The sequence below is a fragment of the Streptomyces dangxiongensis genome, from assembly GCF_003675325.1.
Taxonomy (GTDB): domain Bacteria; phylum Actinomycetota; class Actinomycetes; order Streptomycetales; family Streptomycetaceae; genus Streptomyces; species Streptomyces dangxiongensis.
The window spans coordinates 4395239-4417398 of the sequence record NZ_CP033073.1 but is presented as its reverse complement, the minus strand read 5'-3'; the positions used below and the strand labels follow the sequence as shown (position 1 = coordinate 4417398).

Genomic DNA, 22160 nt, shown 5'->3' with positions numbered 1-22160 from the left:
ACCGCCTCTTTTCCACAACCCCATCCGTATCGTCGTACAACCTCACAAGTCAGCGTCCCGTGCGACTCGTCTCATCCGACGGACACGCCGCTCCCCCGGCCGACGCCACGGGCTAACCTCGTCCCGTGGCCGACATCCAGATTCCCGCTGACATCAAGCCCGCCGACGGACGCTTCGGCGCGGGCCCCTCCAAGGTGCGCACCGAGGCGCTGGACGCCCTCGCCGCCACCGGTACGTCCCTGCTGGGCACCTCGCACCGGCAGGCGCCCGTGAAGAACCTGGTCGGCAAGGTCCGCGAGGGCATCTCCGAGCTGTTCTCCCTCCCCGAGGGCTACGAGGTCGTCCTCGGCAACGGCGGCTCCACCGCCTTCTGGGACATCGCCACCCACGGCCTGATCGAGAACAAGTCGCAGCACCTCACCTTCGGCGAGTTCTCCTCCAAGTTCGCCAAGGCGGCCAAGCTCGCCCCCTGGCTGGCCGAGCCCACCGTCGTGGCCGCCGACCCCGGCACCCACCCCCAGGCGCGGGCGGAGGAAGGCGTCGACGTCTACGCCTTCACCCACAACGAGACCTCCACCGGTGTCGCCATGCCGATCCGGCGCGTGGCCGGCGCCGACGAGGGCGCGCTCGTCCTGGTCGACGCCACCTCCGGCGCGGGCGGCCTGCCGGTCGACATCGCCGAGACGGACGTCTACTACTTCGCCCCGCAGAAGTCCTTCGCCTCGGACGGCGGCCTGTGGATCGGTGTCTTCTCCCCGGCCGCGATCGAGCGCGCCGAGCGCGTCCACGCCTCCGGCCGTCACGTCCCGGAGTTCTTCAGCCTCCCCACGGCGATCGACAACTCCCGCAAGAACCAGACGTACAACACCCCGGCCCTCGCCACGCTCTTCCTGCTGAACGAGCAGCTCGAGTGGCTCAACGGCCAGGGCGGCCTCGCCTGGTCGACGGCCCGCACGAAGGACTCCTCGACCCGTCTGTACGGCTGGGCGGAGGAGTCCAAGTACGCGAGCCCGTTCGTCGCCGACCCGGCCGAGCGTTCGCAGGTCATCGGCACGATCGACTTCTCCGACGAGATCGACGCCGCCGCCGTCGCCAAGGTGCTGCGCGCCAACGGCATCGTGGACACCGAGCCGTACCGCAAGCTGGGCCGCAACCAGCTACGCGTCGCGATGTTCCCGGCGATCGAGCCGGCGGACGTCGAGGCGCTGACGAAGTGCGTCGACTACGTGATCGAGAAGCTGTAGCCGTCACCGGCACGACAGCGAGGGGCGCCCGGTGAACACCGGGCGCCCCTCGTGTGTCAGCCCCTGTGGGAGACCTCCGACGAGGTGGCGCGGCCGTACGTCCTCAGACCTTGATGCTCCGGCGGACACGGGCGATCACCTGCTGGGCTTCGGTGCCGAACACGGCCGACTCGGCGAAGGTGTCCCACACGCGACGGTAGAGGGCGATCGTTTCTGCCTCGTCCAGCCAGAGTTCGGCGTGCCAGTCCTCGACCACGACCAGACGCTCGTCGAGTACGGAAAAGGGGTTGCCCGGCGGGATTCGGAGTTCTGCGTCCAGGGGCAGGATGCCGAGGCGCACCGTGTCCATGCCCACCACGCCGGACAAGCGGTCCAGTTGAGCAACCAGGACCTCCGCGGGACACACTCGGGCCCGCAGGGCCCCTTCCCACATGAGCAGGTTGAGCCGTCTACCGGGTCGGTACAGCCAGTCCTGCCGCTTCATCCGAGCCCTCACGGCCTCTTCCATGTCTCGCGGGGAGGAACGGAGATCGGTGTAGCGCTCAAAGATGCATCGGGCATACTCGGCGGTCTGAAGCATGCCGCTGACCGCGTTGTTCTCCCACATGTGCAGAACCCGGGACTCCGCGACAAGCGCATTCCAGGTTTCCTGCACAGGGCGGTGACCTGCCGCCAACTGGCGCTGCCAGGAGCGGATATGACTCTCGAAACCCCTGAGCCGGGCGCGGAGTTCATCGAAAGCGGCCGACTGCCCCACGGCATCGGTCCATGCGCGCAGGTCATCGTCCGTGGGGGTCTGCCTGCCGTTCTCCAGCTTGCTGACCTTCGACTGCGGCCACCGCAGCCGCTGGGCCAGCTCCGTACCGGTGAGCCGGCCATCAGGGCTCTCGACGCGAAGCTCCCTGAGCCTGTGGCCCAGCTCCGCGCGCGCTCTCTGATAGTCCGTGCTCACCGGTACTCGCTCTTGTCCTTACGTGTCGCTGTGCATCTCCGCCGTGAACTGCTTCCACGGTACGGCGTGGTGCCAGGCAGCATCCCGCACCATGCAGCAGCGCACCACCTCCGCGGGCTCGGTGATCAGGTCCACATGCGTGAGCTGATCGTCGTCATCGAAGCGCAGGAGGGCGATGAGGCGGCTGTCGAACAGCCAGAAGTCCTCGGCGGGCAGCCGAAGCCGGTCCGCGTCGGTGCGCCACATATTGCGGATGTCCTCGCCGAGTCCGACGTTCCACCTTGCGCTGTCGAGGAGGTATCGCTGACCGGTGGTGGGGGGGCTGGTCCACGATGCGTACCCGCTCGACCCGCCTGCCCTGCGCTGCGTGAGCGCGAATCGTCTCGGCCCACCAGCTATAGACCGATTCTGAATCCTCGCTCTCACCGATCGTTCCGTTCTTGACGAACCGCTTCCACCGTTCACCCGTTTCGTCACTCGCGTACCGGCGGCGCGTCTCCAGTCGCCACGCCGTGTGCTCGAACTTTTCGAACAGTGTGTGGAACTCACCCAGATCGATCGTCCGCACCTGCCGTGTCCGCTCCTTCGGGCCCCAGTCCACCAGGAGATCCCGTGGCACTACGACGGCGACCTCGCCCTCTGAAAGATGCTGAAGCTGTTCGACCTCCTCCGGATCGGTGAGCGGAGGACCGTGCACGATCACCTCCCCACTGTCCAGATCCTCGTGGACGGACGGGCATCCGGTAACACCGCTCCCGGTCCCGTTGAACCGCAACCTGCGTGCCACGCACAACCACCCCCTGGGTGTCGATGATGTTCGTGCGCCAGCATGGCGGTACCTCAGAGTGAATGTCCATGCATTCTGAGTGACCTCACGAGAATAGTGGAGAATATTCGATCCGTTGCTCCCCTCCCCCTCTCTACGGTCATCCCCGAAGCCACACCCACTCGGGGAGACACGGTGACACGCATGGTGAACGCGCGGCAGAAGCACTCGGCGCACCTGCCCCACGGCTTCGACGCCTGGCTGCTGGACTGCGTCCCCGTCGCCGGTTGCGACGTGTGCGTCGCGAACTGGCGGCAGCTCCTCGCCTGCGAGCAGGCCGGTGACATCACGCGGGCGGGGCGTCACGCCACCGAGATCCGTGACCACCCGTCGGGCGTCCACGACCGCCCCTCTCCCCCCATGGACTCCCGCCCGTCCAGGGCGGCGGCGGCCGGACACGGCCGCGACAGCGGAGCAGGAAGGTGCACCGATGGTGAACGGAAGTGACCTGTACGCCCTCGACCTCGACAGCGCCTCGTTCGTGAAGGCGTGCGGGGGAAGTACTCACCCGGACGGCGAGGCCTGCGTGACCCTGGCCCGTATCGGCGAGGACGCCTGGGCCCTCGGTGACAGCAAGCGGCCCGACGCGCAGCCGTTGCGCTTCACCTCGGCCGAGCTGGCAGCCGCCGGCCTCGATCCGGCGCGGTTCGGCCTGTCGGTCTGAGTAACCAGCCGGTCCCCGCGTGGCGCAGCCGCGTCAGGGACCGGCTGCCCTCCTTCTACGCACCGAGTGGGACATCCCGTGCACCATCACGCCTACCTCTGGACCGGGCCCAAGGCCCGCTTCGACCAGGAGGCCCTGCGACGGCCTCCCCATCCCGATCCGCCTCCGCCCGGCAGCAGCCCCGAGCTGATCCAGCGGTACCGCACGGCCGCCGTCGAGTTCCCGGCCTGCGACCTGCCCCCGTTGGAGACGGGTTACTGGCTCGCCAAGCCACGCCGACTGGTGCGCGGCACATGGCAGGACGCGAAGGCGGCGGCAGCCTGGCTGAGTGACCGTCTCACCGAGTACGCACCCCGGTTCGCATCCGAGGCACAGCGCAGCGGCACGCGTCTGAGCACCCTCGTCACCTCCGCAGCCGAGCGGCTGGAATCGGGTGGTGACGTCTCGCTCGGTTTCTACCTCGAACGTCCCGCGTACCTCTCGTTGGCGCTGGTGAGCTGCGCCCCGAACCATCAGCTCCCCACCCTGCCGTGCCCGCTGGGCGTCTGAGGGGAAGGGCGCCCGGTGGCCACCGGGCGCCCTTCGCGCGCCGGCGGGTCAGAAGCGGGGGCTTCGGGGGGTGTGCCGGGGTGCCGGGATGATCTGCGGTTTCACGCCGAGGCCCTGGCTGCCGGACGACTTGCAGGTGACGTCCCGTGCCGGAAGCCTCCCGGTGCTCAGGTAGGCGTTGACGGTGCGGTCGGCGCAGGAGCGCGGGTCCATGGAGTAGACGCCGTGGCCCTCGCCGCCCTTGACGTACACCATGCGCGACCCCCTCAGGGCGCGGTGCATGCCCAGGCCGCTGGCCAGAGGCGTCTGGGGGTCCCACTGGTTCTGCACGGTGAGCAGACCGACGTGGTTGCGGACGGCGGTGACGGGCTCGGTCGGCTTGTCCCAGAACGCGCAGGGCGTGATGTTGGAGCCGAAGTCGCCGTAGAGCGGATACCTGGCCTTGTCCCGGATCGCGTCACGCCGGTACTGCTCCGGGTCGCGCGGCCAGGCCCCGGTGTCGCCGCAGACCACGGCCCAGAAGACAGCGCTGCCGTTGTCGGCCGGCGGCTGCGCGGCGGAAGCGGCGGAAGCCCTGGAACCCGCGTGGGCCGCGGACCAGCGCGGCTCCTGCTGGACGCCCGGGAGGAGGGCGTGGCGGGAGGGCGCACGGCCGTCGGCGGCCTTCTTGAGCTGGACGACCGCCTCAGCCGCGTACTTGGGGCTGAAGAACGCGCCGCGCAGGGCTGCGCGGATGTCGTCACCGGTGACCTTCGCGTCGCCGTCCTCAATAGGGGTGCGGTCGGCCCGGGCGATCAGATCCCAGAACGACTTCCTCACCTGGGTCGGGGTGGTGCCGAGCTTGTAGGTGCGGTGGTGCTGCGCGGTCCACTTCGTCCAGCGGGTGAACGCCGGCTCGCTGCCCTCCGCCCAGATCTGGATCATGCCGCGCCAGACACGTGCCGGGTCGACCGCGCTGTCCAGCACGAAGCGGTCGGTGCGCTCGGGGAAGAGCTGCGCGTAGACGGCACCCAGGTACGTGCCGTAGGAGTAACCCAGGTAGGAGATCTTCTTCTCGCCGAGGACGGCGCGGACGACGTCCATGTCGCGGGCGGTGTTGCGGGTGGTGATGTACCGGAGTCTGTCGCCGTTCCGGGCACGGCACTTGTCGGCGACGGTCCGGGCCCACTTGACGTCGTGGCTGAACGTCGCGCGCTTGTAGGGATGTTCGGAGTTCTGCTCCGTCTCCGTGAGACGGCAGGTGACCGGGCTGCTGCGCCCCACGCCCCGCGGATCGAACCCGATGAGGTCGTACTGCTCGCGGACCTTCCTGGGCAGCACGTCCTTCATCATGACGGGCATGCCCAGGCCCTCGCCCCCCGGACCGCCGGGGTTGAAGAGGAGCGCGCCGTGCCGCTTGCCCGGGACGCCGGCCTTCAGGCGGGAGATGGCCAGCTTGATCGTCGTGCCGTCCGGGCGGCTGTAGTCGAGCGGGACCTTGATCGTCGCGCACTGGTACGCAGCGGGCTCAGACGCGTCGCATCTGTGCCACGCGGGCTTCTGGTTCTCGTACTTCCCCAGCGGTTCCGCCGCGGTGGCCTGCGCCGGCGCGAGAGCGGGAAGCAGCGTTGCCGTGACGCCCACGGCAAGCATGGGCGCCAAGCGTCCTTTCCGCACGATAGCCGTTCCTTTCCGTCAACTTCCGGGACACGGACACCATTTCGTGTTCACGGAGGTCATCGGATCCATCTGCGGAACAGTCTTGCTACGCCTCACGGAGGAGGCGGAAATGGACGTGCGGAGGAGAACCCGGAAGGGCTGATTTCCCTCCGCCCACCGCGTTCAGCCGCGCCGCAGCCGTCGCAGGCCGAACAGGGCCGCCAGTCCGGCCACCACGATCACGGCGCCGACCTTGAGGCTCGCACCGCCGCCCTTGTCCTCCGAGGCGCCGGAACCGCCCTTCGCAGACGGCGACTTCGCGTCCGGGCGGGCCGGGGCGTGTCCTCCGCCCGGACGGCGCTGCCCGCGCCCTCGCTGCCGTACATCAGCTTGGTGCCGTCGGCGGAGTACGACACCGACTCCCCCTGTCCCTGCAACGGCACGTCGAGGCTGCCCTCGCGCTTGATCCGGCCGCCGTCGAAGCCGTAGTACACGCCGCCGAAGTACCCGCGGGCGGCGAGCTGCCGGCCGTCCGGGGAGAACGCGGCGTCGGTGGCCCAGAGGTCGACGGCGGCGACGGGCCGGAAGACGTTGGCGCCGGAGGTGGACAGGGTGGCCGGGCCCTCGTACAGATGCCCGCCGTCCTGCTTCTTGTCGATGATGTAGACGCGCCCGGTCGTCGGATGGACGAGCAGCGACTCGGCGTCGCGGGGCCCGTTCGCGTACTTCACGACGTACTGCGCGGCCGTGACCGTCCGGTCCGTCAGCCGCTTCGGCTCGGGGAACTTGTAGATCCACACATACGGCCACCGGCCGCCGAAGTTGTCGCCGATGTCCCCGACGTAGATCTCGTTGTGCGGGCCGATGGAGACGGCCTCGACGTCGCGCGGGGAGCCGATGCCGCGCAGGGTGATCCGGGCGACCGTCCTGCCGGTGGCGCTGTCGACGGCGTAGAGGTACGGCCCGTCGTCGCTGTCGTTGTGCGTCCAGTAGACACCGGGGTGCAGACGGGAGGCGGCGAGCCCGCTGGATTCGGTGATCCGTGGATCCTTGAGGGTGAACCCCCGGTCGCCGGTTCCGTCGGCGGCGGAGGCGGGCAGCGCGCAGGCGCCGGCGAGCAGCACCCCGGCGAGGACGGCGAACGATCGACGCATGCCCCCAAGCCTGCCATCACCGGCGGGTGTTCGGGGGACGTGCTCCGCCTCACACGCACCGTGGATCCCACCGGCTCCCGCGATCGTCCATCATGACCGGATGCTTAGGTTCATGCCCGTGGGCGACTCCATGACGATCGGGAGCGCGGGCGACCACACGTGGCGTTACCGGCTGTGGCGGCACCTGTGCACGTCGCACGGCGGCCCGTTCACCTTCGTCGGCCCGCGCGAGACGCTGTACGACAAACAGGACGACGCCCCGACGTCCCTCGCCTACGCCGAGCCCGCCTTCCCGTGCGCGCACCTGGCGGGCTGGGGCGAGGGCTGGCTGCACATGGTGCCGCTGATCGGCGACGCCGTACGGGCCCACCGCCCCGATGTCCTCCTCGTCTCCCTCGGCTTGATCGACCTCGGTTTCTACACCAACGCCGAGCAGACCGCGGACAACGTACGGGCCTTCGTCGCCGCGGCCCGCGAGGCCGACCCGCGCATCCGCATGGTGCTGCTGCCGGTGATCCCGAACATCAGGGCCGCGGCCGACCCGTCCTTCGCCGAGCAGGTGGACCGGTTCAATGTCCTGCTCGCCAAGGCCGTGGCCGACCTGGACGAGCCCCGCTCGCCCCTGCTGTCCGCCTCGCCACCGGAGGCGTACGACATCGACACCGACACGTACGACGGCACGCATCCCAACGCGCACGGCGAGCACCGGATCGCGGGGGCGTTCGCGGGGGCGATGTGGGAGGCGTGGGGGGTCGGACGGCCGTACGCGGCCGGAACGGACCGGCCGGGTTCCGGCGTTCCCGGTCACCCTGCGCACGGTTGAACCGCGCGGCCGTGGACGGCCGGGGGCCTTGCCTGGAGCGCACTCCAGGTCGTTGGCTGGTGAACCATGAAGTACACACAGCTCGGACGCACGGGACTCAAGGTCAGCCGACTCGTCCTCGGGACGATGAACTTCGGCCCGCAGACGGACGAAGCGGACAGCCACGCGATCATGGACGCGGCGCTGGACGCGGGCATCAACTTCTTCGACACCGCGAACGTCTACGGGTGGGGCGAGAACAAGGGCCGGACCGAGTCCATCATCGGGAACTGGTTCGCCAAGGGCGGTGAACGGCGCGACAAGGTCGTCATCGCCACCAAGGTGTACGGCAACATGGAGCTGGACGGCGCGTCCGTGTGGCCCAACCAGGACAAGCTCTCCGCGCTGAACATCCGGCGCGCGGTGGACGCCAGCCTTAAGCGGCTCCGGACGGATCACATCGACCTGTACCAGTTCCACCACATCGACCGGAACACCCCGTTCGAGGAGATCTGGCAGGCGATCGACGTCCTCGTCCAGCAGGGCAAGATCCTCTACGCCGGCTCCTCCAACTTCCCCGGTTACAAGATCGCCCAGGCCAACGAGACGGCCGCCCGCCGCGGCGGCACCCTCGGTCTGGTCAGCGAGCAGTGCCTGTACAACCTGTACGAGCGCCGGGCCGAGATGGAGGTCATCCCGGCCGCGCAGGACTACGGTCTCGGCGTCATCCCGTGGTCGCCGCTGCACGGCGGCCTGCTGGGCGGGGTCCTCAAGAAGGAGGTCCAGGGCGGGCGCCGCGGCTCGGGCCGGGCCTCGGACACCCTCGGCGAACCGGCCGCCCGCGCGCGGATCCAGGCGTACGAGGACCTGCTGGACAAGCACGGCCTGGAGCCCGGCGAGGTCGCCCTGGCCTGGCTGCTGACCCGCCCCGGCGTCACCGGCCCGATCGTCGGCCCGCGCACGGCCGAGCAGCTCGATTCGGCGCTCAGGGCGGTGGAGCTGGAGCTGAGCGAGGACGTGCTCTCCGGCCTGGACGAGATCTTCCCGGGCCCGGGCCCGTCCCCGGAGGCCTTCGCCTGGTGACAACGGCCGGCCCCGGCCGCCCCACAGGGCCGGCCGGCACCGCCCCCTCCGCGGGGCCCGCGAGGTACGCCGGCGCTCCGCAGGGGGGCGGAGACCGGCGGCGGCGCTCCGCAGGCGGGGCAAGGACCGGCGGCGCTCCGCAGGCGGGGCGGCGTACGACGGTGCTCCGCGGGGGCGGGGGGAGCGGTGGCTGCGGGGCCTGGGACGGCCGGCAGCCGTCACCCCGCCGACGGCCACCGGCGGTCGCAGGGGTCGCTACTTCACGGCCGCCGCCAAGGCGACCACCACGAACATCAGCACCAGCACACCGGCCATGATCCGGTTCCGCGTCTTCGGGTCCACGCCGTCGAGCCTAACTGCCCGCGCCGAGGGCCCAGCGGGCGACCGCCTCGTACCGGGGCTGCTCGCCGGGCACCCCGGACCTCGGCAGGCTGCTGCGCACGAGGGCGAGGTCCGCGACCGTCCAGGGGGTGCCGGTGAACTCCGCCAGCGCGGTGACGAACGGCTGCACGTCCACCGCCTCCCGGCTGCGGGCCAGCGTGAGATGGGCTTTGTAGCGCCGGTGCTCCCCCATCGGCACCCCGGCCTTCCGTGCCGCCGCCTCGGCCCGGCCGGCCAGCAGCCCCAGGGCCTCCACGTCTCCCCGGACGCCCGCCCACAGCGCACGGCCCTGCCCGAACCGGCCGCCGCCCGCGAGGCGCAGGGCGAACGGCGCCGTACGGTGGGCGGCGCGGGCCAGGCGGTCCGACAGGGCGGGTACGAGGTCGTCGGTGACCTCGCCGTAGAAGGCGAGGGTGAGGTGCCAGCCGGGACGGCCGGTCCAGCGCAGCCGGCCGGCGCCCGGCAGCTCACCCAACCGGGCGGCCTCGGCGGCGAGTTCGTCGGTGACGTCCTCCGGGGGCAGTACGGCGGCGAAGAGTCTCATGTCTTCACCATCCCAAACGCCGGGGGCAGAATGATCCGATGCCGATCACGATCCGCGAAGGCGGCCCCGACGACGTTCCCCTGATCCTGGGCATGCTGGACAGCTCCGTGGAGTGGCTGGTCTCACAGGGCCGTACCCGGCAGTGGGGCACCGAGCCCTGGTCGGGGAATCCCCGGGCCGTGGCCATGGTCGAGCGGTACGCCACCCTGGGCCGGCCGTACGTGGCCGAGGTGGACGGCGTCCCGGCCGCCACCCTCACCCTCACCGACGCCCCGAGCCCTTACCTGGAGCCCGCCGACGAACCCGAGCGGTACATCAGCCTGTTCGCCTCCGACCGCCGGTTCAAGGGGCGGGGCGCCGGGGCCGCCCTCCTCGCCCACGCGGCCCAGGTGACCCGGCGGGAGGGGGTCTCGCTGCTGCGGGTGGACTGCTACGCGGGCGACGACGGCAAGCTGGTCGCCTACTACGAGCGCAACGGCTTCATCCGGACCGAGCCCTTCACCTACGGCGAGGACGCGTGGCCGGGGCAGGTGCTGGCCCGGAGGGTCCTGTAGGCCCCCGGCTCCTGCGGGTTCCCGGGGACCCCGGGACCACTGGGGCTGCCCCGGGCCGCTCACGCCGCCGTGGCCAGCCGTTCCGGCTCGCGCGGGACGAAGCGGACCCGGGGGTGGCCGTGGTGCCAGCCCACGGACAGGCGCAGGCCGCCGACGCGGGCCAGGACCAGTCCGACGGCACCGGCCGCGACGGCCGACACCACACCGCCGGCCGCGAAGCCGATCCGGGCGCCGTAGGTGTCGGTGATCCAGCCGACGACCGGCGCGCCGAGCGGCGTACCGCCCATGAAGACCATCATGAACAGGGCCATCACCCGGCCGCGCATGGCCGGGTCGGTGGCCATCTGGACCGCCGTGTTCGCGGTGACGTTCACCGTCAGGCCGCAGATGCCGATGGGGACCATGAGCAGCGCGAACAGCCAGTACTGGGGCGCGACCGAGGCCACCGTCTCCAGCGTGCCGAAGGCCAGCGCGGCGGCGATCAGGACGCGCAGCCGGGCCGTGCCGCGCCGGGCGGCCAGCAGGGCGCCGACGAGGGAGCCGACGGCCATCAGGGTGTTGAAGAGGCTGTAGGCGCCCGCGCCGGCGTGGAAGACGTCGTCCGCGTAGGCCGACAGCCACACCGGGAAGTTGAAGCCGAACGTGCCGATGAAGCCGACCAGCACGATCGGCCAGATCAGCTCCGGCCGCTTGGCGACGTAGTCCAGGCCCTCCCGCAACTGGCCCTTGCCGCGCGGCGCGCGCTCGACCACGTGCAGCTCGCGGGCCCGCATCAGCAGCAGGCCGGCGAGGGGCGCGGCGAAGGACAGGCCGTTGGCGAGGAACGCCCAGCCGGTACCCACGCCGGTGATCATCAGGCCGGCGACGGCGGGCCCGACGAGCCGGGCGGACTGGAAGTTCGCGGAGTTCAGGCTGACCGCGTTCTGGAGCTGGTCGGGGCCGACCATCTCGGAGACGAAGGACTGGCGGGCCGGGTTGTCGAGCACGGTGGCGAGGCCGACGGCGAACGCGGCGACGTAGACGTGCCACACCTGGACATGGCCGGAGAGGGTCAGCGCGGCCAGGACCAGACCGGTGACGGCCATGGCGGACTGGGTGCCCAGCAGGGTCGGCCGCTTGGGCAGGCGGTCCACGAGGACGCCGCCGTAGAGGCCGAACAGCAGCATCGGCAGGAACTGCAGGGCGGTCGTGATGCCGACGGCCGCGGAGGAGCCGGTGAGCCCGAGGACCAGCCAGTCCTGGGCGATGCGCTGCATCCAGGTGCCCGTGTTGGAGACGACCTGGCCCAGGAAGAAGAGGCGGTAGTTCCGGATCTTCAGGGAGCTGAACATCGAGGTCGTGCGGGGAGCTGGGGTAGTAGTGGCGGTCGGTGCGGGGGCGGAAGGTGTTCCCGATCCCGTACTCAAAAGCGTTCGCCTCCTCCGTCGGCTTGCTTACAGATGTGCGAGCTTCTCCAGCACGGGGGCGGCGGTGCGCAGGGCGACCCACTCGTCCTCGGCGAGTCCCTCGACCAGGCCTGCCAGGAACGCGTTGCGCTTGCGGCGGCTCTCCTCGAGCATGGCCTCGGCCTGCTCGGTCTGGGTGACGACCTTCTGCCGCCGGTCCTCGGGGTGCGGCTCCAGCCGGACCAGGCCCTTGGCCTCCAGCAGCGCGACGATGCGGGTCATCGACGGCGGCTGGACGTGCTCCTTGCGGGCCAGCTCGCCCGGGGTGGCCGAGCCGCAGCGGGCGAGGGTGCCGAGCACCGACATCTCGGTGGGGCTCAGCGACTCGTCGACCCGTTGGTGCTTGAGCCGACGGGACAGCCGCATGACGGCGGAGCGGAGGGCGTTCACGGCGGCAGCGTCGTCGCCATGGGTAAGATCCGGCATGTTCTTTAGCGTAACTCATTACTCTCGCTAAAGACCACCGGGAACGGCCGTGGCGCCCGTGACGCCCGCCACTGCGCCCACGCATCACCCGTACGAGTGAGCCGGTCGCGGAAAACGGCGCACCGGCGGGCCGCCTGTGGCGACCCTCGTACGCATGGGGACCAGTGTGCTCAGCCTGCGGATGGACAGGGAGCTGCTCGAGCGGCTCCGGCACCACGCGGCGAAAAGAGGAATGAGCGTCCAGGACTATGTCGTCCGGACGCTCATTCGCGGTGACTTCGACGAGCGGTTCCGGGCCGCCGTCGAGGAGACGGAGAGGTTCTACGGGGTCACGTGAGACGGGTGGGGCGGGTGGTCGGGGCTCACGTCAGGCCGAGGGCCGGCATCAGGTAGTAGAACGCGAAGACGGCCGAGACGGCGTACATCGCCACCGGGATCTCCCGGGCCCGCCCGGCGGCCAGCCGCAGCACCGTGAAGGTGATGAAGCCCATGCCGATGCCGTTCGTGATCGAGTACGTGAACGGCATCATCAGCATGGTCACGAACGCCGGGATCGCGATCGTGTAGTCGGCCCAGTCGATCTCCTTGATCGAGTTCGACAGGATCAGGAAGCCGACCGCGACCAGCGCGGGGGTGGCCGCCTGGGACGGGACCATCGTGGCGATCGGGGTGAGGAACAGCGCAACGGCGAACAGGCCGCCGGTGACGACGTTCGCCAGGCCCGTGCGGGCGCCCTCGCCGACGCCGGCCGTGGACTCCACGAAGGCCGTGGTGGCCGAGGAGGAGCTGGCACCGCCCGCGGCGACCGCGAGGCCGTCCACGAAGAGGACCTTGTTGATGCCGGGCATGTAGCCCTGGGCGTCGGTCAGCTTGGCCTCGTCGCTGATGCCCATGATCGTGCCCATCGCGTCGAAGAAGCACGACAGCAGGACCGTGAAGACGAAGAGGATGCCGGTCAGCACGCCGACCTTGGAGAACCCGCCGAACAGGCTGACCTGGCCGACCAGGCCGAAGTCGGGCGTGGAGACCGGGTTGCCGGGCCACTTCGGGACGGTCAGGCCCCAGGACGGGATCGTGGCGACCGCGTTGATGACGACCGCGAGGACGGTCATGCCGACGATCGAGATCAGGATGGCGCCCGGCACCTTGCGGACGATGAGCGCGAAGGTGAGCAGGGCGCCCAGGATGAAGATCAGCACCGGCCAGCCGGTGAGGTGACCGCCGGTGCCGAGCTGGAGCGGGACGGTGGTCTGGGCCGCGTCCGGCATCCGGGTGACGAACCCGGAGTCGACCAGGCCGATCAGCATGATGAACAGGCCGATGCCGATCGCGATCGCCTTGCGCAGGCCGAACGGCACGGCGTTCATGACCCGCTCGCGCAGGCCGGTGGCGACCAGCAGCATGACCACGAAGCCGGCCAGGACGACCATGCCCATGGCGTCCGGCCAGGACATCCGGGGCGCGAGCTGGAGCGCGACGACGGAGTTCACGCCGAGGCCGGCGGCGAGCGCGATCGGCACGTTGCCGATGACGCCCATCAGCAGCGTGCTGAACGCGGCCGTCAGCGCGGTGGCGGTCACCAACTGGCCGTTGTCCAGGTGGTGCCCGTACATGTCCTTCGCGCTGCCGAGGATGATCGGGTTCAGCACGATGATGTACGCCATCGCGAAGAAGGTGGCGAAACCACCGCGGACCTCACGGGCGACGGAGCTGCCGCGCTCGGAGATCCGGAAGTAGCGGTCGAGGGGACCGAAGCCGGACGCACCGCCCGGCTTCTCGGGGGTGGGGACCTTGGCAGGTGCCGAGGTGGACATGCGCAACCTCATCACCAGCGGGGTTCCCCCGAGCCCCGTTGGAGTTTCATACGAGCGGAAGTGGTCAGAGACAAACGGTTTCAGTATGAAGGTATGAGAGAGAAGATCGCTATCTCCGCGCGTAGAACGTGCCTGGCACCGATGTCGTGCGCGCCGCCCGCCGCGTCCGCGCCGCCTCGTAAGCTGTCCCCATGGCCAAGTGGACCCCTCAGCACGAAGCGCCGGAGCCCCTGGAGGGCCCCGTGGTCGCCACCATCACCGGCGTCACGATCGTGTGGTTCGTGCTCTTCCTCGTCCAGTTGCCCTTCTACGGCTGGTTCCAGGACCACGGGCACCTGTGGTGGCTGTGGACGTGTCTGGCGGGCGGCGGTCTGGGCCTGATCGGCGTCTGGTACGTGCGCAGGCGGGACGCCGCGCTCAAGCGGGCCGCCGCGCCGCGGCCCGCGCCCGCCGAGTAGCCGCCCGGCCGGCCCGATCCGGCGGGCGACGGGGCGGAACCGCACGTACCGTCGAGAACATGACCCCCATAGGCGCGGGTGCGGAACTCGACCCCGTCCACCCCGCGACCCCGCCCGCGCACCGGCCGGGCGGGCTGACCGGGGCCGAGGTCGCGGAACGCGTCGCCCGGGGACAGGTCAACGACGTGCCGGTGCGCGGCAGTCGGTCGCTCCGGGAGATCGTCCGGGCGAACGTCCTCACCCGGTTCAACGCGATCATCGGCGTCCTCTGGCTGGTCATGCTGTGCGTCGCACCGGTCCAGGACAGCCTCTTCGGCTTCGTGATCATCGCCAACACCGGTATCGGCATCGTGCAGGAATGGCGGGCGAAGCAGACCCTGGACTCGCTCGCGGTGATCGGGGAGGCCCGGCCGACGGTACGGCGGGACGGGTCCGCCGTCGAGGTCGGCACCGACGCGATCGTCCTGGACGACCTCGTCGAGATCGGCCCCGGTGACCGGGTCGTGGTCGACGGGGTGTGCGCGGAGGCGGACGGTCTGGAGATCGACGAGTCGCTGCTCACCGGCGAGGCCGAGCCGGTCGTCAAGCGCCCCGGCGACCGGGTCATGTCCGGCAGCTTCGTCGTCGCCGGCGGTGGTGCCTTCACCGCGACCCGGGTCGGCCGCGAGGCCTACGCCGCCCAGCTCGCCGAGGAGGCGTCCCGGTTCACGCTCGTCCACTCCGAGCTGCGCACCGGCATCTCCACCATCCTCGGGTACGTCACCTGGATGATGGTCCCGGCGGCCCTCGGACTCGTCGTCACCCAGCTCGTCGTCAAGAGCGACGCCCCCGCGGACGCCGTCGCCCGCACGGTCGGCGGCATCGTGCCGATGGTCCCGGAGGGGCTGGTGCTGCTCACCTCCGTGGCCTTCGCGATCGGCGTCATCCGGCTGGGCCGCAGACAGTGCCTGGTGCAGGAGCTGCCGGCCATCGAGGGGCTGGCCCGCGTCGACACCGTCTGCCTGGACAAGACCGGCACGCTCACCGAGGGCGGCATGAACGTCACCGGGCTGCGGCCCCTGGACGGTGCGGACGAGACGTACGTGCGCAAGGTGCTCGGCGCGCTCGGCGAGTCCGACCCGCGTCCCAACGCCTCCCTCAAGGCGATCATCGACGCCTGTCCGGACAGCGACGACTGGCGGTGCGTGGAGTCGCTGCCGTTCTCCTCCGCCCGCAAGTACAGCGGGGCCGCGTTCAGCGAGGGCGACGGCGAGATCAGCACCTGGCTGCTGGGCGCCCCCGACGTCCTGCTCGACCCCGCCGCCCCGGCCCTGGCCGAGACCGGGCGGCTGAACGAGCAGGGGCTGCGGGTTCTGCTGCTGGCCCGGGCCAACCGCGACCTGGACGACGCCGAGCCGGCCCGGGGTGCCCGCCCCACCGCGCTGGTCGTGCTGGAACAGCGGCTGCGCCCCGACGCGGCCGGCACCCTGCGCTATTTCGCGGAGCAGGGCGTGCGCGCCAAGGTCGTCTCCGGGGACAACGCGGTGTCGGTCGGCGCGGTCGCCGCGAAACTGGGACTGGAGGGTACGGCGGTGGACGCGCGGCGGCTCCCCGGCGACCGGCCGGCCCTGGCCGAGGCCGTCGACGCGAACACCGTCTTCGGGCGGGTCGGCCCGCGGCGGAAACGGGACATGGTCGGCGCGCTCCAGTCACGCGGGCACACGGTCGCGATGACCGGGGACGGCGTGAACGACGTCCTGGCGCTGAAGGACGCGGACATCGGTGTCGCCATGGGCTCGGGTTCGGAGGCCACCCGGGCGGTGGCCCAGATCGTGCTGCTGGACAACAGCTTCGCGACCCTGCCCTCGGTGGTCGCCGAGGGCCGCCGGGTGATCGGCAACATCACGCGCGTGGCGACACTGTTCCTGGTCAAGACCGTCTACTCGGTACTGCTGGCGGTGCTGGTGGTGTGCGCGCGGGTGGAGTACCCGTTCCTGCCCCGGCATCTGACCCTGCTGTCCACGCTCACCATCGGCGTGCCGGCCTTCTTCCTCGCCCTGGCGCCCAACGGGGAGCGGGCACAGCCCCACTTCGTGCGCCGGGTGATGCGGTACGCGGTTCCCGGGGGCGTGGTGGCCGGCGGGGCGACCTTCGTGACGTACCTGCTCGCCCGCCACCACTACACCGGCCCGGGCGCCCTGGAGGCGGAGACCAGCGCGGCCACCCTGACCCTGTTCCTGATCTCCCTGTGGGTGCTCGCGATCATCGCGCGGCCCTACACCTGGTGGCGGGTGGCGCTGGTGGCGGCGATGGGCGTGGCGTTCCTGCTCGTCCTCGTGGTGCCGGCCCTGCGGGAATTCTTCGCGCTCGAACTGGTCGGCGTGGAGCTGCCGTGGACGGCGGCGGGGGCGGCGGTGGGGGCGGCGGTTCTGCTGGAGTTCGTCTGGAGATGGGTGGGCCGCCGGTTCGGGTCCTGAGATCCGATCTCGATCATTGCTCAGGACCCGAACCGGCCCGGCTGCGCCGAACGACCGTCGTGACCGCCGCCTCACGGTGAAGGGCCCCGGGAGCACTCTCGCTCCCGGGGCCCTTGACCGTTCCTTGCGTCCGGCGTCCTACTGCACGTCGACGAAGTCACCCGTGGCGCTGACCGCCGGGGTGGTCGAGCTGCCCGCGAAGGAGAAGCGGTAGTAGCCGTCGGCGGTGGCCGTGGTCGTCGTCCGCAGGTTGCCCGTGGAGTCCGTCTTGACGGTCTTCAGCGTGGTGTAGGTGCTGGAGTCCTTCTTGCGGTACTGGAGCGTGACCGGCTGGCCGGTGTAGCCGTGGTACTTGTGGTCCTCCCAGTTGGCGCGGGCGAGCTTGCCCGTCACGGTGAGGGTCTTGCCCTTCTTCACCGGTTCCGGGGAGGCGTTGACCGTCAGCGTGGAGGCGCGCTGGACCAGGGTGGTGCCCAGGCCGAACTGGACGGCCGACTTGTCGTTGTCCATGTCCAGGGCGAGGCCCGCGCCGTGCCAGGTGCCGGCCTGGCTGTTGAACAGCTTCAGGTCGGCGTCGGTCTCGCGCGGGTTGATGTCGATCGGGCCCTTGCAGGCGGCCGTCGTGGACGTCTTCTTGACGCAGGTGGCCGGGTCCTCGCCGCCCAGGACGTTGTCCGGGTCGTCGGAGGAGCCGTGGTAGATCAGCGGGCCGGTGGCGAACCCGTCGCTGGTCGGGTCCAGGCCGGCGGCGTGGGTCAGCGTGAAGGTGACCGTGGTGGAGACGCGGTTGGTCGTACCGACCTTGACCGCCTTGGCGATCTTGAAGTCGGAGAAGGACACGTCCAGGTCGCCGATCGGCGCGGCGGTGGCGGTGAAGGCCGCCTTGCCGGACGTGTGCCGCGCGAGGGCATCGGCGACGGCGGCGCGGTAGGACGACCCGCCGTCGGCCGCGTGCGCGGCCGGCAGGGCGAGGGCGGAGAGGGCCAGGGCGCCGGAGACGGCGGCCACAGTGGCACGGAAGCGCATGTGTTCCTGTTTCCTGTCGGAGAGAGTGCTTGGGGCCCGGCTACTTCACGTCGACGAAGTCACCGGCGGCGCTGACCGCGGCGGTGGTCGAGCTGCCCGCGAAGGAGAAGCGGTAGTAGCCGTCGGCCGAGGCGGTGGTGGTGGTCTTCAGGTTGCCCTTGGAGTCCGCCGTGACCGTCTTGAGCGTGGTGTACGTGCTGGAGCCGCTCTTGCGGTACTGGAGCTTGACGGCCTGCGAGCCGTAGCCGCCGTACTTCAGCGACTCCCAGTCGGCGCGGGTGAGGGCGCCCGTGACGGTGAGGGTCCTGCCCTTCGTCACCGGCTCCGGGGCCGCGTTGACGGTGAGCTTGGCGGCGCGCTGGAAGGAGAAGGAGCCGGCCTTCTCCTTCCAGCTGTAGTCCTCGTCGTTGGCGTCGACCCACGCGTCCACGTACCACGTGCCGGCGCTCTTGTCGGTGAGGTAGTCCGTCCTCGGGTCGATCGTCACCGAGGCGGTGCAGGTGGAGGTGGTGGTGTTCACCTTGGCGCAGGTGGGCTTGCTCGTCGTCGCGTAACCGTTGTCGGGGCCGTAGAGGTCGAACTCGTCGGCGCCCTTGATCCCCGAGCCGTCCGTGGCGGTCACGCTGACCTTGACGGTGACCGCGCTGGAGGTGCCGATCGACACCTTGTTGTCACCGTCCACGACCACCTTGGTGATCTTGGTGTCGCCCTGGCTGCCGTCGGCCTGGGCGGCCGGCACGGCGAGGGCGGACAGGGCCAGAGCGCCGCCGACGACGGCGACAGAGACTCGGAGAGACTCGGATGCGCATGTGTTGTCCCCACGTTCAGATCCAGAGAGTCGCGTGACTCCACACATGTGACGTGGGGACATAGTGAAAGGTTGTACTAGTGATCGGATTTTCGTAGAAGAGCGGTCGCGGTCAGTCGAACCACCGGTCCCGCGCCAGTTCCTCCGTCCGCGACGGGTCCTCCAGCAGCAGCGCTGCCACCTCGAACCGCCGCGGCCACTGATCCGCCGCCCACGCCAGGCCCGCGGCGACGCCCTCCAGGGTGGCCGCGTGCAGCACGCCGTCGTGGGTGAGGCGCCAGTCGATCCCGACGCCGTCCACGACGAGTTCGCCGTGCTCGACGTACGTGCCGGGCGTACGCGGCCCGAGCAGCACCCGCACCGGGCGGGGCACCTCGTGCTCGGTTCCCTCCGAGTGCACCTCCCCGGTGACGGACTCGCTCAGGCGTCGCACCTGGAGCAGCTCGGCCAGCTCGGCGGCCCGCGCGGGCCGGACCGGCAGCAGCGGCACCCCGGCGGTGAACGGCAGCAGGTCCGGGGAGTCGACCACGACGGCCGCCCCGGCGTCCACGACCTCCACCCGCCCGCCGACCACGGCCCGCAGCTCGTCGGGCAGCGTCACCTGCTCGGGGTCGAGTTCCGCCAGCGCCCCGTACAGGCCGTGCAGTTGGGCGGCCGTGACCGGGCGGTCCGGGTCGGCGAGCCGGTCGAGCAGTTCGGCGGCACCGCCGGGTTCGTCCAGCAGCGCGCCGAGGGAGGTGCGCACGCCGAGCGCCCGCAGCACCTGCTCGTCCTCGAACCCGGTGGCGTCGGCCTCGTCGTACAGGCCGCGCAGCAGCGGGTCCCCGCCGGCGGCGAGGAGACCGGCCGGGCGCCGCCCGTCCAGGACGGGGTGCCCGCGCAGCCACCAGGCGGTGTACGGCCGTACGGCCTCGTGGGTGCCGTCGGGCAGCAGGATCCGCACCGGCTGGGTCAGGGCGTCCCGCAGCGGCGGCCGGGCCAGCAGGGCCAGCGCCTCGGGCCAGTGGGCGTCGTCCACCAGGTCCAGATCGCGGACGGCGACGAGTTCGGTGGCGACCGGCGGCACCGGGCTGTCCGGGAACCGGTCGAGGATGTCCTCGCACCACACGTCGACGGCGTCCAGCAGGCCGGCGTCGTCGGGTTCGGCGTAGTCGCTTTCGCGGGGCTCCAGTTCGTCCGGGTCGAGGACGACGTCGGTGGCGCGGACGAGCGCGAAGTCGGCGAGCACCCCGCAGGCGGCCAGCGGCTGCTCACCCCACCGCTCGGCCAGGCCGGCGTCCACGGCGGCCAGTTCACCGTCCCGGATCACCCGGGCGAACGGGCTGCCGGGGAGGACGAGTTCACCGGCGGGCGCGAGTTCACCGTCCTCGTCGGGCAGTGCGAGGGCGCCCAGCCAGGGTTCGTCGCCCGGCTCCAGCCCGGCGTCCCGGACCAGGGCGAGGACGGTCTCGGCCAGTTCCTCGGCGTCCGGCGCGTCCTCCTCCCAGCCGATCCCGCCGCCCTCGTCCAGGGAGCCGGCCACGGCGGCCCGCACCTGCGGGGTGGTCAGCACCGCGCGCGGCGACGCGGGCAGCGCGCCCAGCTTCTCCAGCAGCGGGTGCGCGGCGTCCTCGTGGGCGACCTTCAGCCCGAGCCGGCCGAGGACGTCCGGGTCGACGGGGGCGGCGTCGGGGGTGGGCAGGAGGACCTGCCGGGGTCCGACGGCCGTACGGCCGTCCGCGAGCGGCACCGGCAGCCCGGAGAGCCGGTCGGGGTCGACCCCGGCGAGGCTGTCGTAGAGCCGCCACCACCAGTCGGGGTCCTTCTCCAGCCCGGCGAGCCGGTCGACGGCGTCGGCGAGCGGCAGCCGGGCCACGCCGAGGGTGCGCAGCTCGGTGCGCCGCTCCAGCCCGGCGGGCAGCAGCGTGGGCAGCACCTCGGCGAGGACGCGTACGGTGCCGGACCCGGCGCCCTCCACGACCTCGGCGTCCCGGGGCCGCAGGGCCTCGGGCAGCTCCTCGTCGCCGCCCGTCTCCACGGCCGGCGGCAGGAAGGCGGTCCGCGGCAGCCGCTGAAGGACCGCCTGCCGCAGCGCCCCGTCCAGCTCGCCCCGGCCCAGCGGCCCGGGCACGAGGCCGATGATCCCGTCCGTCACCGGCCGCCACCCGGCGAGGAGTTCGGTGTAGACGTCGGCCGCGCGCTGCACCAGGAAGTCGGTGAGGGGGCCGGGTGCCGCGTGCCGGCGGGTGGTGTCGAGGGGGAAGGAGGCGATGAGCAGGGCGGGCACGCCCAGGGGCTCGTCGCTGGGGGTCGGCGCGTGCAGGACGGCGCTCGTGCGGGGCGGCACCGGCCGCCCCTGCTCGTCGGCGGGCACCGCCCAGGTCACCGACCAGTGGGGCCGCAGCCGCTCCTCCACGGGCCGGTCGGCGAGCAGGTCGGGGGTGAGCGGGCCGTGCGCGGACGCGGTCCGCCACGCCGTCGCGCCCTCCCGGGAGTCCTCCACGACGGTGACGGCGTCCCGCACGTGCCGGCGCAGGGTCCGGGCCGGCGCGTCCTCGACCTCGATCACGACCTCTTCCAGGCCCGGCAGGGCGAGGAGCAGCGCGTCGTCGACGGCGTCGAGCAGCCGCTCGGCGAGACCGGCCGCGGCGGCGTCCCGCAGCGGCAGGATGACGGCGGTGTCGTACGGGTCCGGGGCCGTGCCCTCGGCGGCGAACGGCAGCCGCAGCAGGGGCACGTGTCCGTCGCGGCGCCGCACCTCGTCACCGAGTCCCGGACTGTGCCGGGCGGTGCCGGCGGCCAGTTCCCGCGCCTCGGCGAGGGACCAGCGCACCCCGCCGTGCCGTCCCACGATCGCGGGTTCGTCCGTCACCGCGAGGACGGCGGCGAAACCGACGCCGAACCGGCCGACGGCGCCGTGCGTGTTCCCGGCGTCCCGCTTCGCGGAGGCCCGCAGCGTGGACAGCGACTCGACACCGCCCGCGTCCAGGGCCGCGCCGGTGTTCGCGGCCACCAGCACGCCGTCGCGGAGGGTGAGGCGCAGCCGCCCCGGTACGTCCGCCCGGGCGGCGGCGTCGGCGGCGTTCTGGGCCAGCTCCACCACGAGCCGGTCGCGGTAGCCGCCCAGGACGAGGTCCTCCTCGGCGTTGGCGTCCTCACGGAACCGGGCGGGGCTGGTGGCCCAGGCGTCGAGAACGCCGCGGCGCAGACGGGCGGTGCCGAAGGGGTCGGCGCCCTCGGCCGCAGGCCGCACGAACTTGCTCACGTTCACTCTCCTCGTCGACGTGAGGTCGAAGGTACAGCGCGGGCGGTCGGGAGACCGAAGGGGCGGGGTGACCGCGGGGCCGGGGACGGTCG

At 71.5% G+C, this 22160-nt stretch carries 19 protein-coding genes and 2 pseudogenes; 10 read left to right on the top strand and 11 right to left on the bottom strand.

The features are described 5' to 3' along the window. The first annotated feature begins 125 nt into the window (after positions 1 to 125). A complete protein-coding gene (gene serC, locus D9753_RS19880; protein ID WP_121788215.1) occupies positions 126 to 1244 on the top strand; it encodes a phosphoserine transaminase in 1119 nt (372 codons plus the stop codon). Positions 1245 to 1347: 103 nt separating this feature from the next. On the opposite strand, the gene D9753_RS19875 is transcribed toward serC, so the two are convergent. Both D9753_RS19875 and D9753_RS19870 read right to left on the bottom strand, forming a co-directional pair. Next, on the bottom strand, positions 1348 to 2196 hold the full coding sequence (locus D9753_RS19875) for a helix-turn-helix domain-containing protein (protein ID WP_121788214.1): 849 nt from the start codon (positions 2194 to 2196) through the stop codon (positions 1348 to 1350). An 18-nt stretch (positions 2197 to 2214) separates the two neighbouring features. Then, positions 2215 to 2983: pseudogene (locus tag D9753_RS19870) on the bottom strand (DUF6879 family protein). Between the two features lie 174 nt (positions 2984 to 3157). Here D9753_RS19870 and D9753_RS37145 point away from each other — a divergent pair. From D9753_RS37145 to D9753_RS19855, 3 genes are all read left to right on the top strand, one after another. Continuing rightward, a complete protein-coding gene (locus tag D9753_RS37145) occupies positions 3158 to 3469 on the top strand; it encodes a hypothetical protein (RefSeq protein WP_205614208.1) in 312 nt (103 codons plus the stop codon). After that, positions 3453 to 3686, top strand: coding sequence for a DUF397 domain-containing protein (locus tag D9753_RS19860; protein ID WP_121788213.1), 234 nt, complete (start codon positions 3453 to 3455; stop codon positions 3684 to 3686). Before D9753_RS37145 ends, D9753_RS19860 begins: the two co-directional genes overlap by 17 nt. A gap of 78 nt (positions 3687 to 3764) precedes the next feature. Next, positions 3765 to 4235: a hypothetical protein gene (locus D9753_RS19855; RefSeq protein WP_121788212.1), complete on the top strand. Its 471-nt coding sequence runs from the start codon at positions 3765 to 3767 to the stop codon at positions 4233 to 4235. A 48-nt stretch (positions 4236 to 4283) separates the two neighbouring features. Here D9753_RS19855 and D9753_RS19850 read toward each other — a convergent pair whose 3' ends face one another. Both D9753_RS19850 and D9753_RS19845 read right to left on the bottom strand, forming a co-directional pair. Further along, positions 4284 to 5867: an alpha/beta hydrolase gene (locus D9753_RS19850; protein WP_121788211.1), complete on the bottom strand. Its 1584-nt coding sequence runs from the start codon at positions 5865 to 5867 to the stop codon at positions 4284 to 4286. Positions 5868 to 6056: 189 nt separating this feature from the next. Then, a pseudogene (locus D9753_RS19845) lies at positions 6057 to 7027 on the bottom strand (WD40 repeat domain-containing protein). Positions 7028 to 7127: 100 nt separating this feature from the next. Here D9753_RS19845 and D9753_RS19840 point away from each other — a divergent pair. Then, positions 7128 to 7850, top strand: coding sequence for a GDSL-type esterase/lipase family protein (locus tag D9753_RS19840; protein ID WP_121788210.1), 723 nt, complete (start codon positions 7128 to 7130; stop codon positions 7848 to 7850). A gap of 66 nt (positions 7851 to 7916) precedes the next feature. Then, on the top strand, positions 7917 to 8912 hold the full coding sequence (locus tag D9753_RS19835; protein ID WP_121788209.1) for an aldo/keto reductase: 996 nt from the start codon (positions 7917 to 7919) through the stop codon (positions 8910 to 8912). 352 nt (positions 8913 to 9264) lie between these two features. On the opposite strand, the gene thpR is transcribed toward D9753_RS19835, so the two are convergent. Then, positions 9265 to 9837 (bottom strand): RNA 2',3'-cyclic phosphodiesterase, encoded by a 573-nt coding sequence (gene thpR / locus D9753_RS19830; RefSeq protein ID WP_121788208.1) that lies wholly within the window; start codon positions 9835 to 9837, stop codon positions 9265 to 9267. 38 nt (positions 9838 to 9875) lie between these two features. Here thpR and D9753_RS19825 point away from each other — a divergent pair, with 38 nt between their 5' ends. Beyond that, a complete protein-coding gene (locus D9753_RS19825) occupies positions 9876 to 10391 on the top strand; it encodes a GNAT family N-acetyltransferase (RefSeq protein WP_121788207.1) in 516 nt (171 codons plus the stop codon). Positions 10392 to 10450: 59 nt separating this feature from the next. Here D9753_RS19825 and D9753_RS19820 read toward each other — a convergent pair whose 3' ends face one another. Next, complete coding sequence (locus D9753_RS19820) at positions 10451 to 11797, bottom strand: MFS transporter (RefSeq protein WP_394346734.1); 1347 nt, start codon at positions 11795 to 11797, stop codon at positions 10451 to 10453. Between the two features lie 27 nt (positions 11798 to 11824). Further along, entirely contained in the window at positions 11825 to 12262 is a 438-nt protein-coding gene (locus D9753_RS19815; protein ID WP_121788205.1) for a MarR family winged helix-turn-helix transcriptional regulator, read from the bottom strand. A gap of 154 nt (positions 12263 to 12416) precedes the next feature. On the opposite strand from D9753_RS19815, the gene D9753_RS19810 reads away from it, so the two are divergent. Then, on the top strand, positions 12417 to 12599 hold the full coding sequence (locus tag D9753_RS19810; RefSeq protein ID WP_121791176.1) for a ribbon-helix-helix protein, CopG family: 183 nt from the start codon (positions 12417 to 12419) through the stop codon (positions 12597 to 12599). A gap of 25 nt (positions 12600 to 12624) precedes the next feature. Here the strand turns inward: D9753_RS19810 and D9753_RS19805 are convergent, their stop codons facing one another. Then, complete coding sequence (locus D9753_RS19805) at positions 12625 to 14076, bottom strand: NCS2 family permease (protein WP_121788204.1); 1452 nt, start codon at positions 14074 to 14076, stop codon at positions 12625 to 12627. A gap of 191 nt (positions 14077 to 14267) precedes the next feature. Here D9753_RS19805 and D9753_RS19800 point away from each other — a divergent pair, with 191 nt between their 5' ends. Then, positions 14268 to 14534, top strand: coding sequence for a DUF2530 domain-containing protein (locus D9753_RS19800; protein WP_121788203.1), 267 nt, complete (start codon positions 14268 to 14270; stop codon positions 14532 to 14534). A 59-nt stretch (positions 14535 to 14593) separates the two neighbouring features. Then, the gene (locus D9753_RS19795; protein WP_121788202.1) at positions 14594 to 16990 is read left to right on the top strand and encodes an HAD-IC family P-type ATPase; all 2397 of its coding nucleotides are present in this window, start codon (positions 14594 to 14596) and stop codon (positions 16988 to 16990) included. Positions 16991 to 17128: 138 nt separating this feature from the next. Here D9753_RS19795 and D9753_RS19790 read toward each other — a convergent pair whose 3' ends face one another. The 3 genes from D9753_RS19790 to D9753_RS19780 are packed head-to-tail and all read right to left on the bottom strand — an operon-like array spanning position 17129 to position 22068. Further along, entirely contained in the window at positions 17129 to 18016 is an 888-nt protein-coding gene (locus tag D9753_RS19790; RefSeq protein WP_121788201.1) for a hypothetical protein, read from the bottom strand. Between the two features lie 40 nt (positions 18017 to 18056). Beyond that, positions 18057 to 18914, bottom strand: a complete 858-nt coding sequence (locus D9753_RS19785) for a calcium-binding protein (RefSeq protein ID WP_449455871.1) — start codon at positions 18912 to 18914, stop codon at positions 18057 to 18059. Between the two features lie 22 nt (positions 18915 to 18936). Continuing rightward, positions 18937 to 22068: a sacsin N-terminal ATP-binding-like domain-containing protein gene (locus D9753_RS19780; RefSeq protein ID WP_121788200.1), complete on the bottom strand. Its 3132-nt coding sequence runs from the start codon at positions 22066 to 22068 to the stop codon at positions 18937 to 18939. Positions 22069 to 22160: the final 92 nt, after the last annotated feature.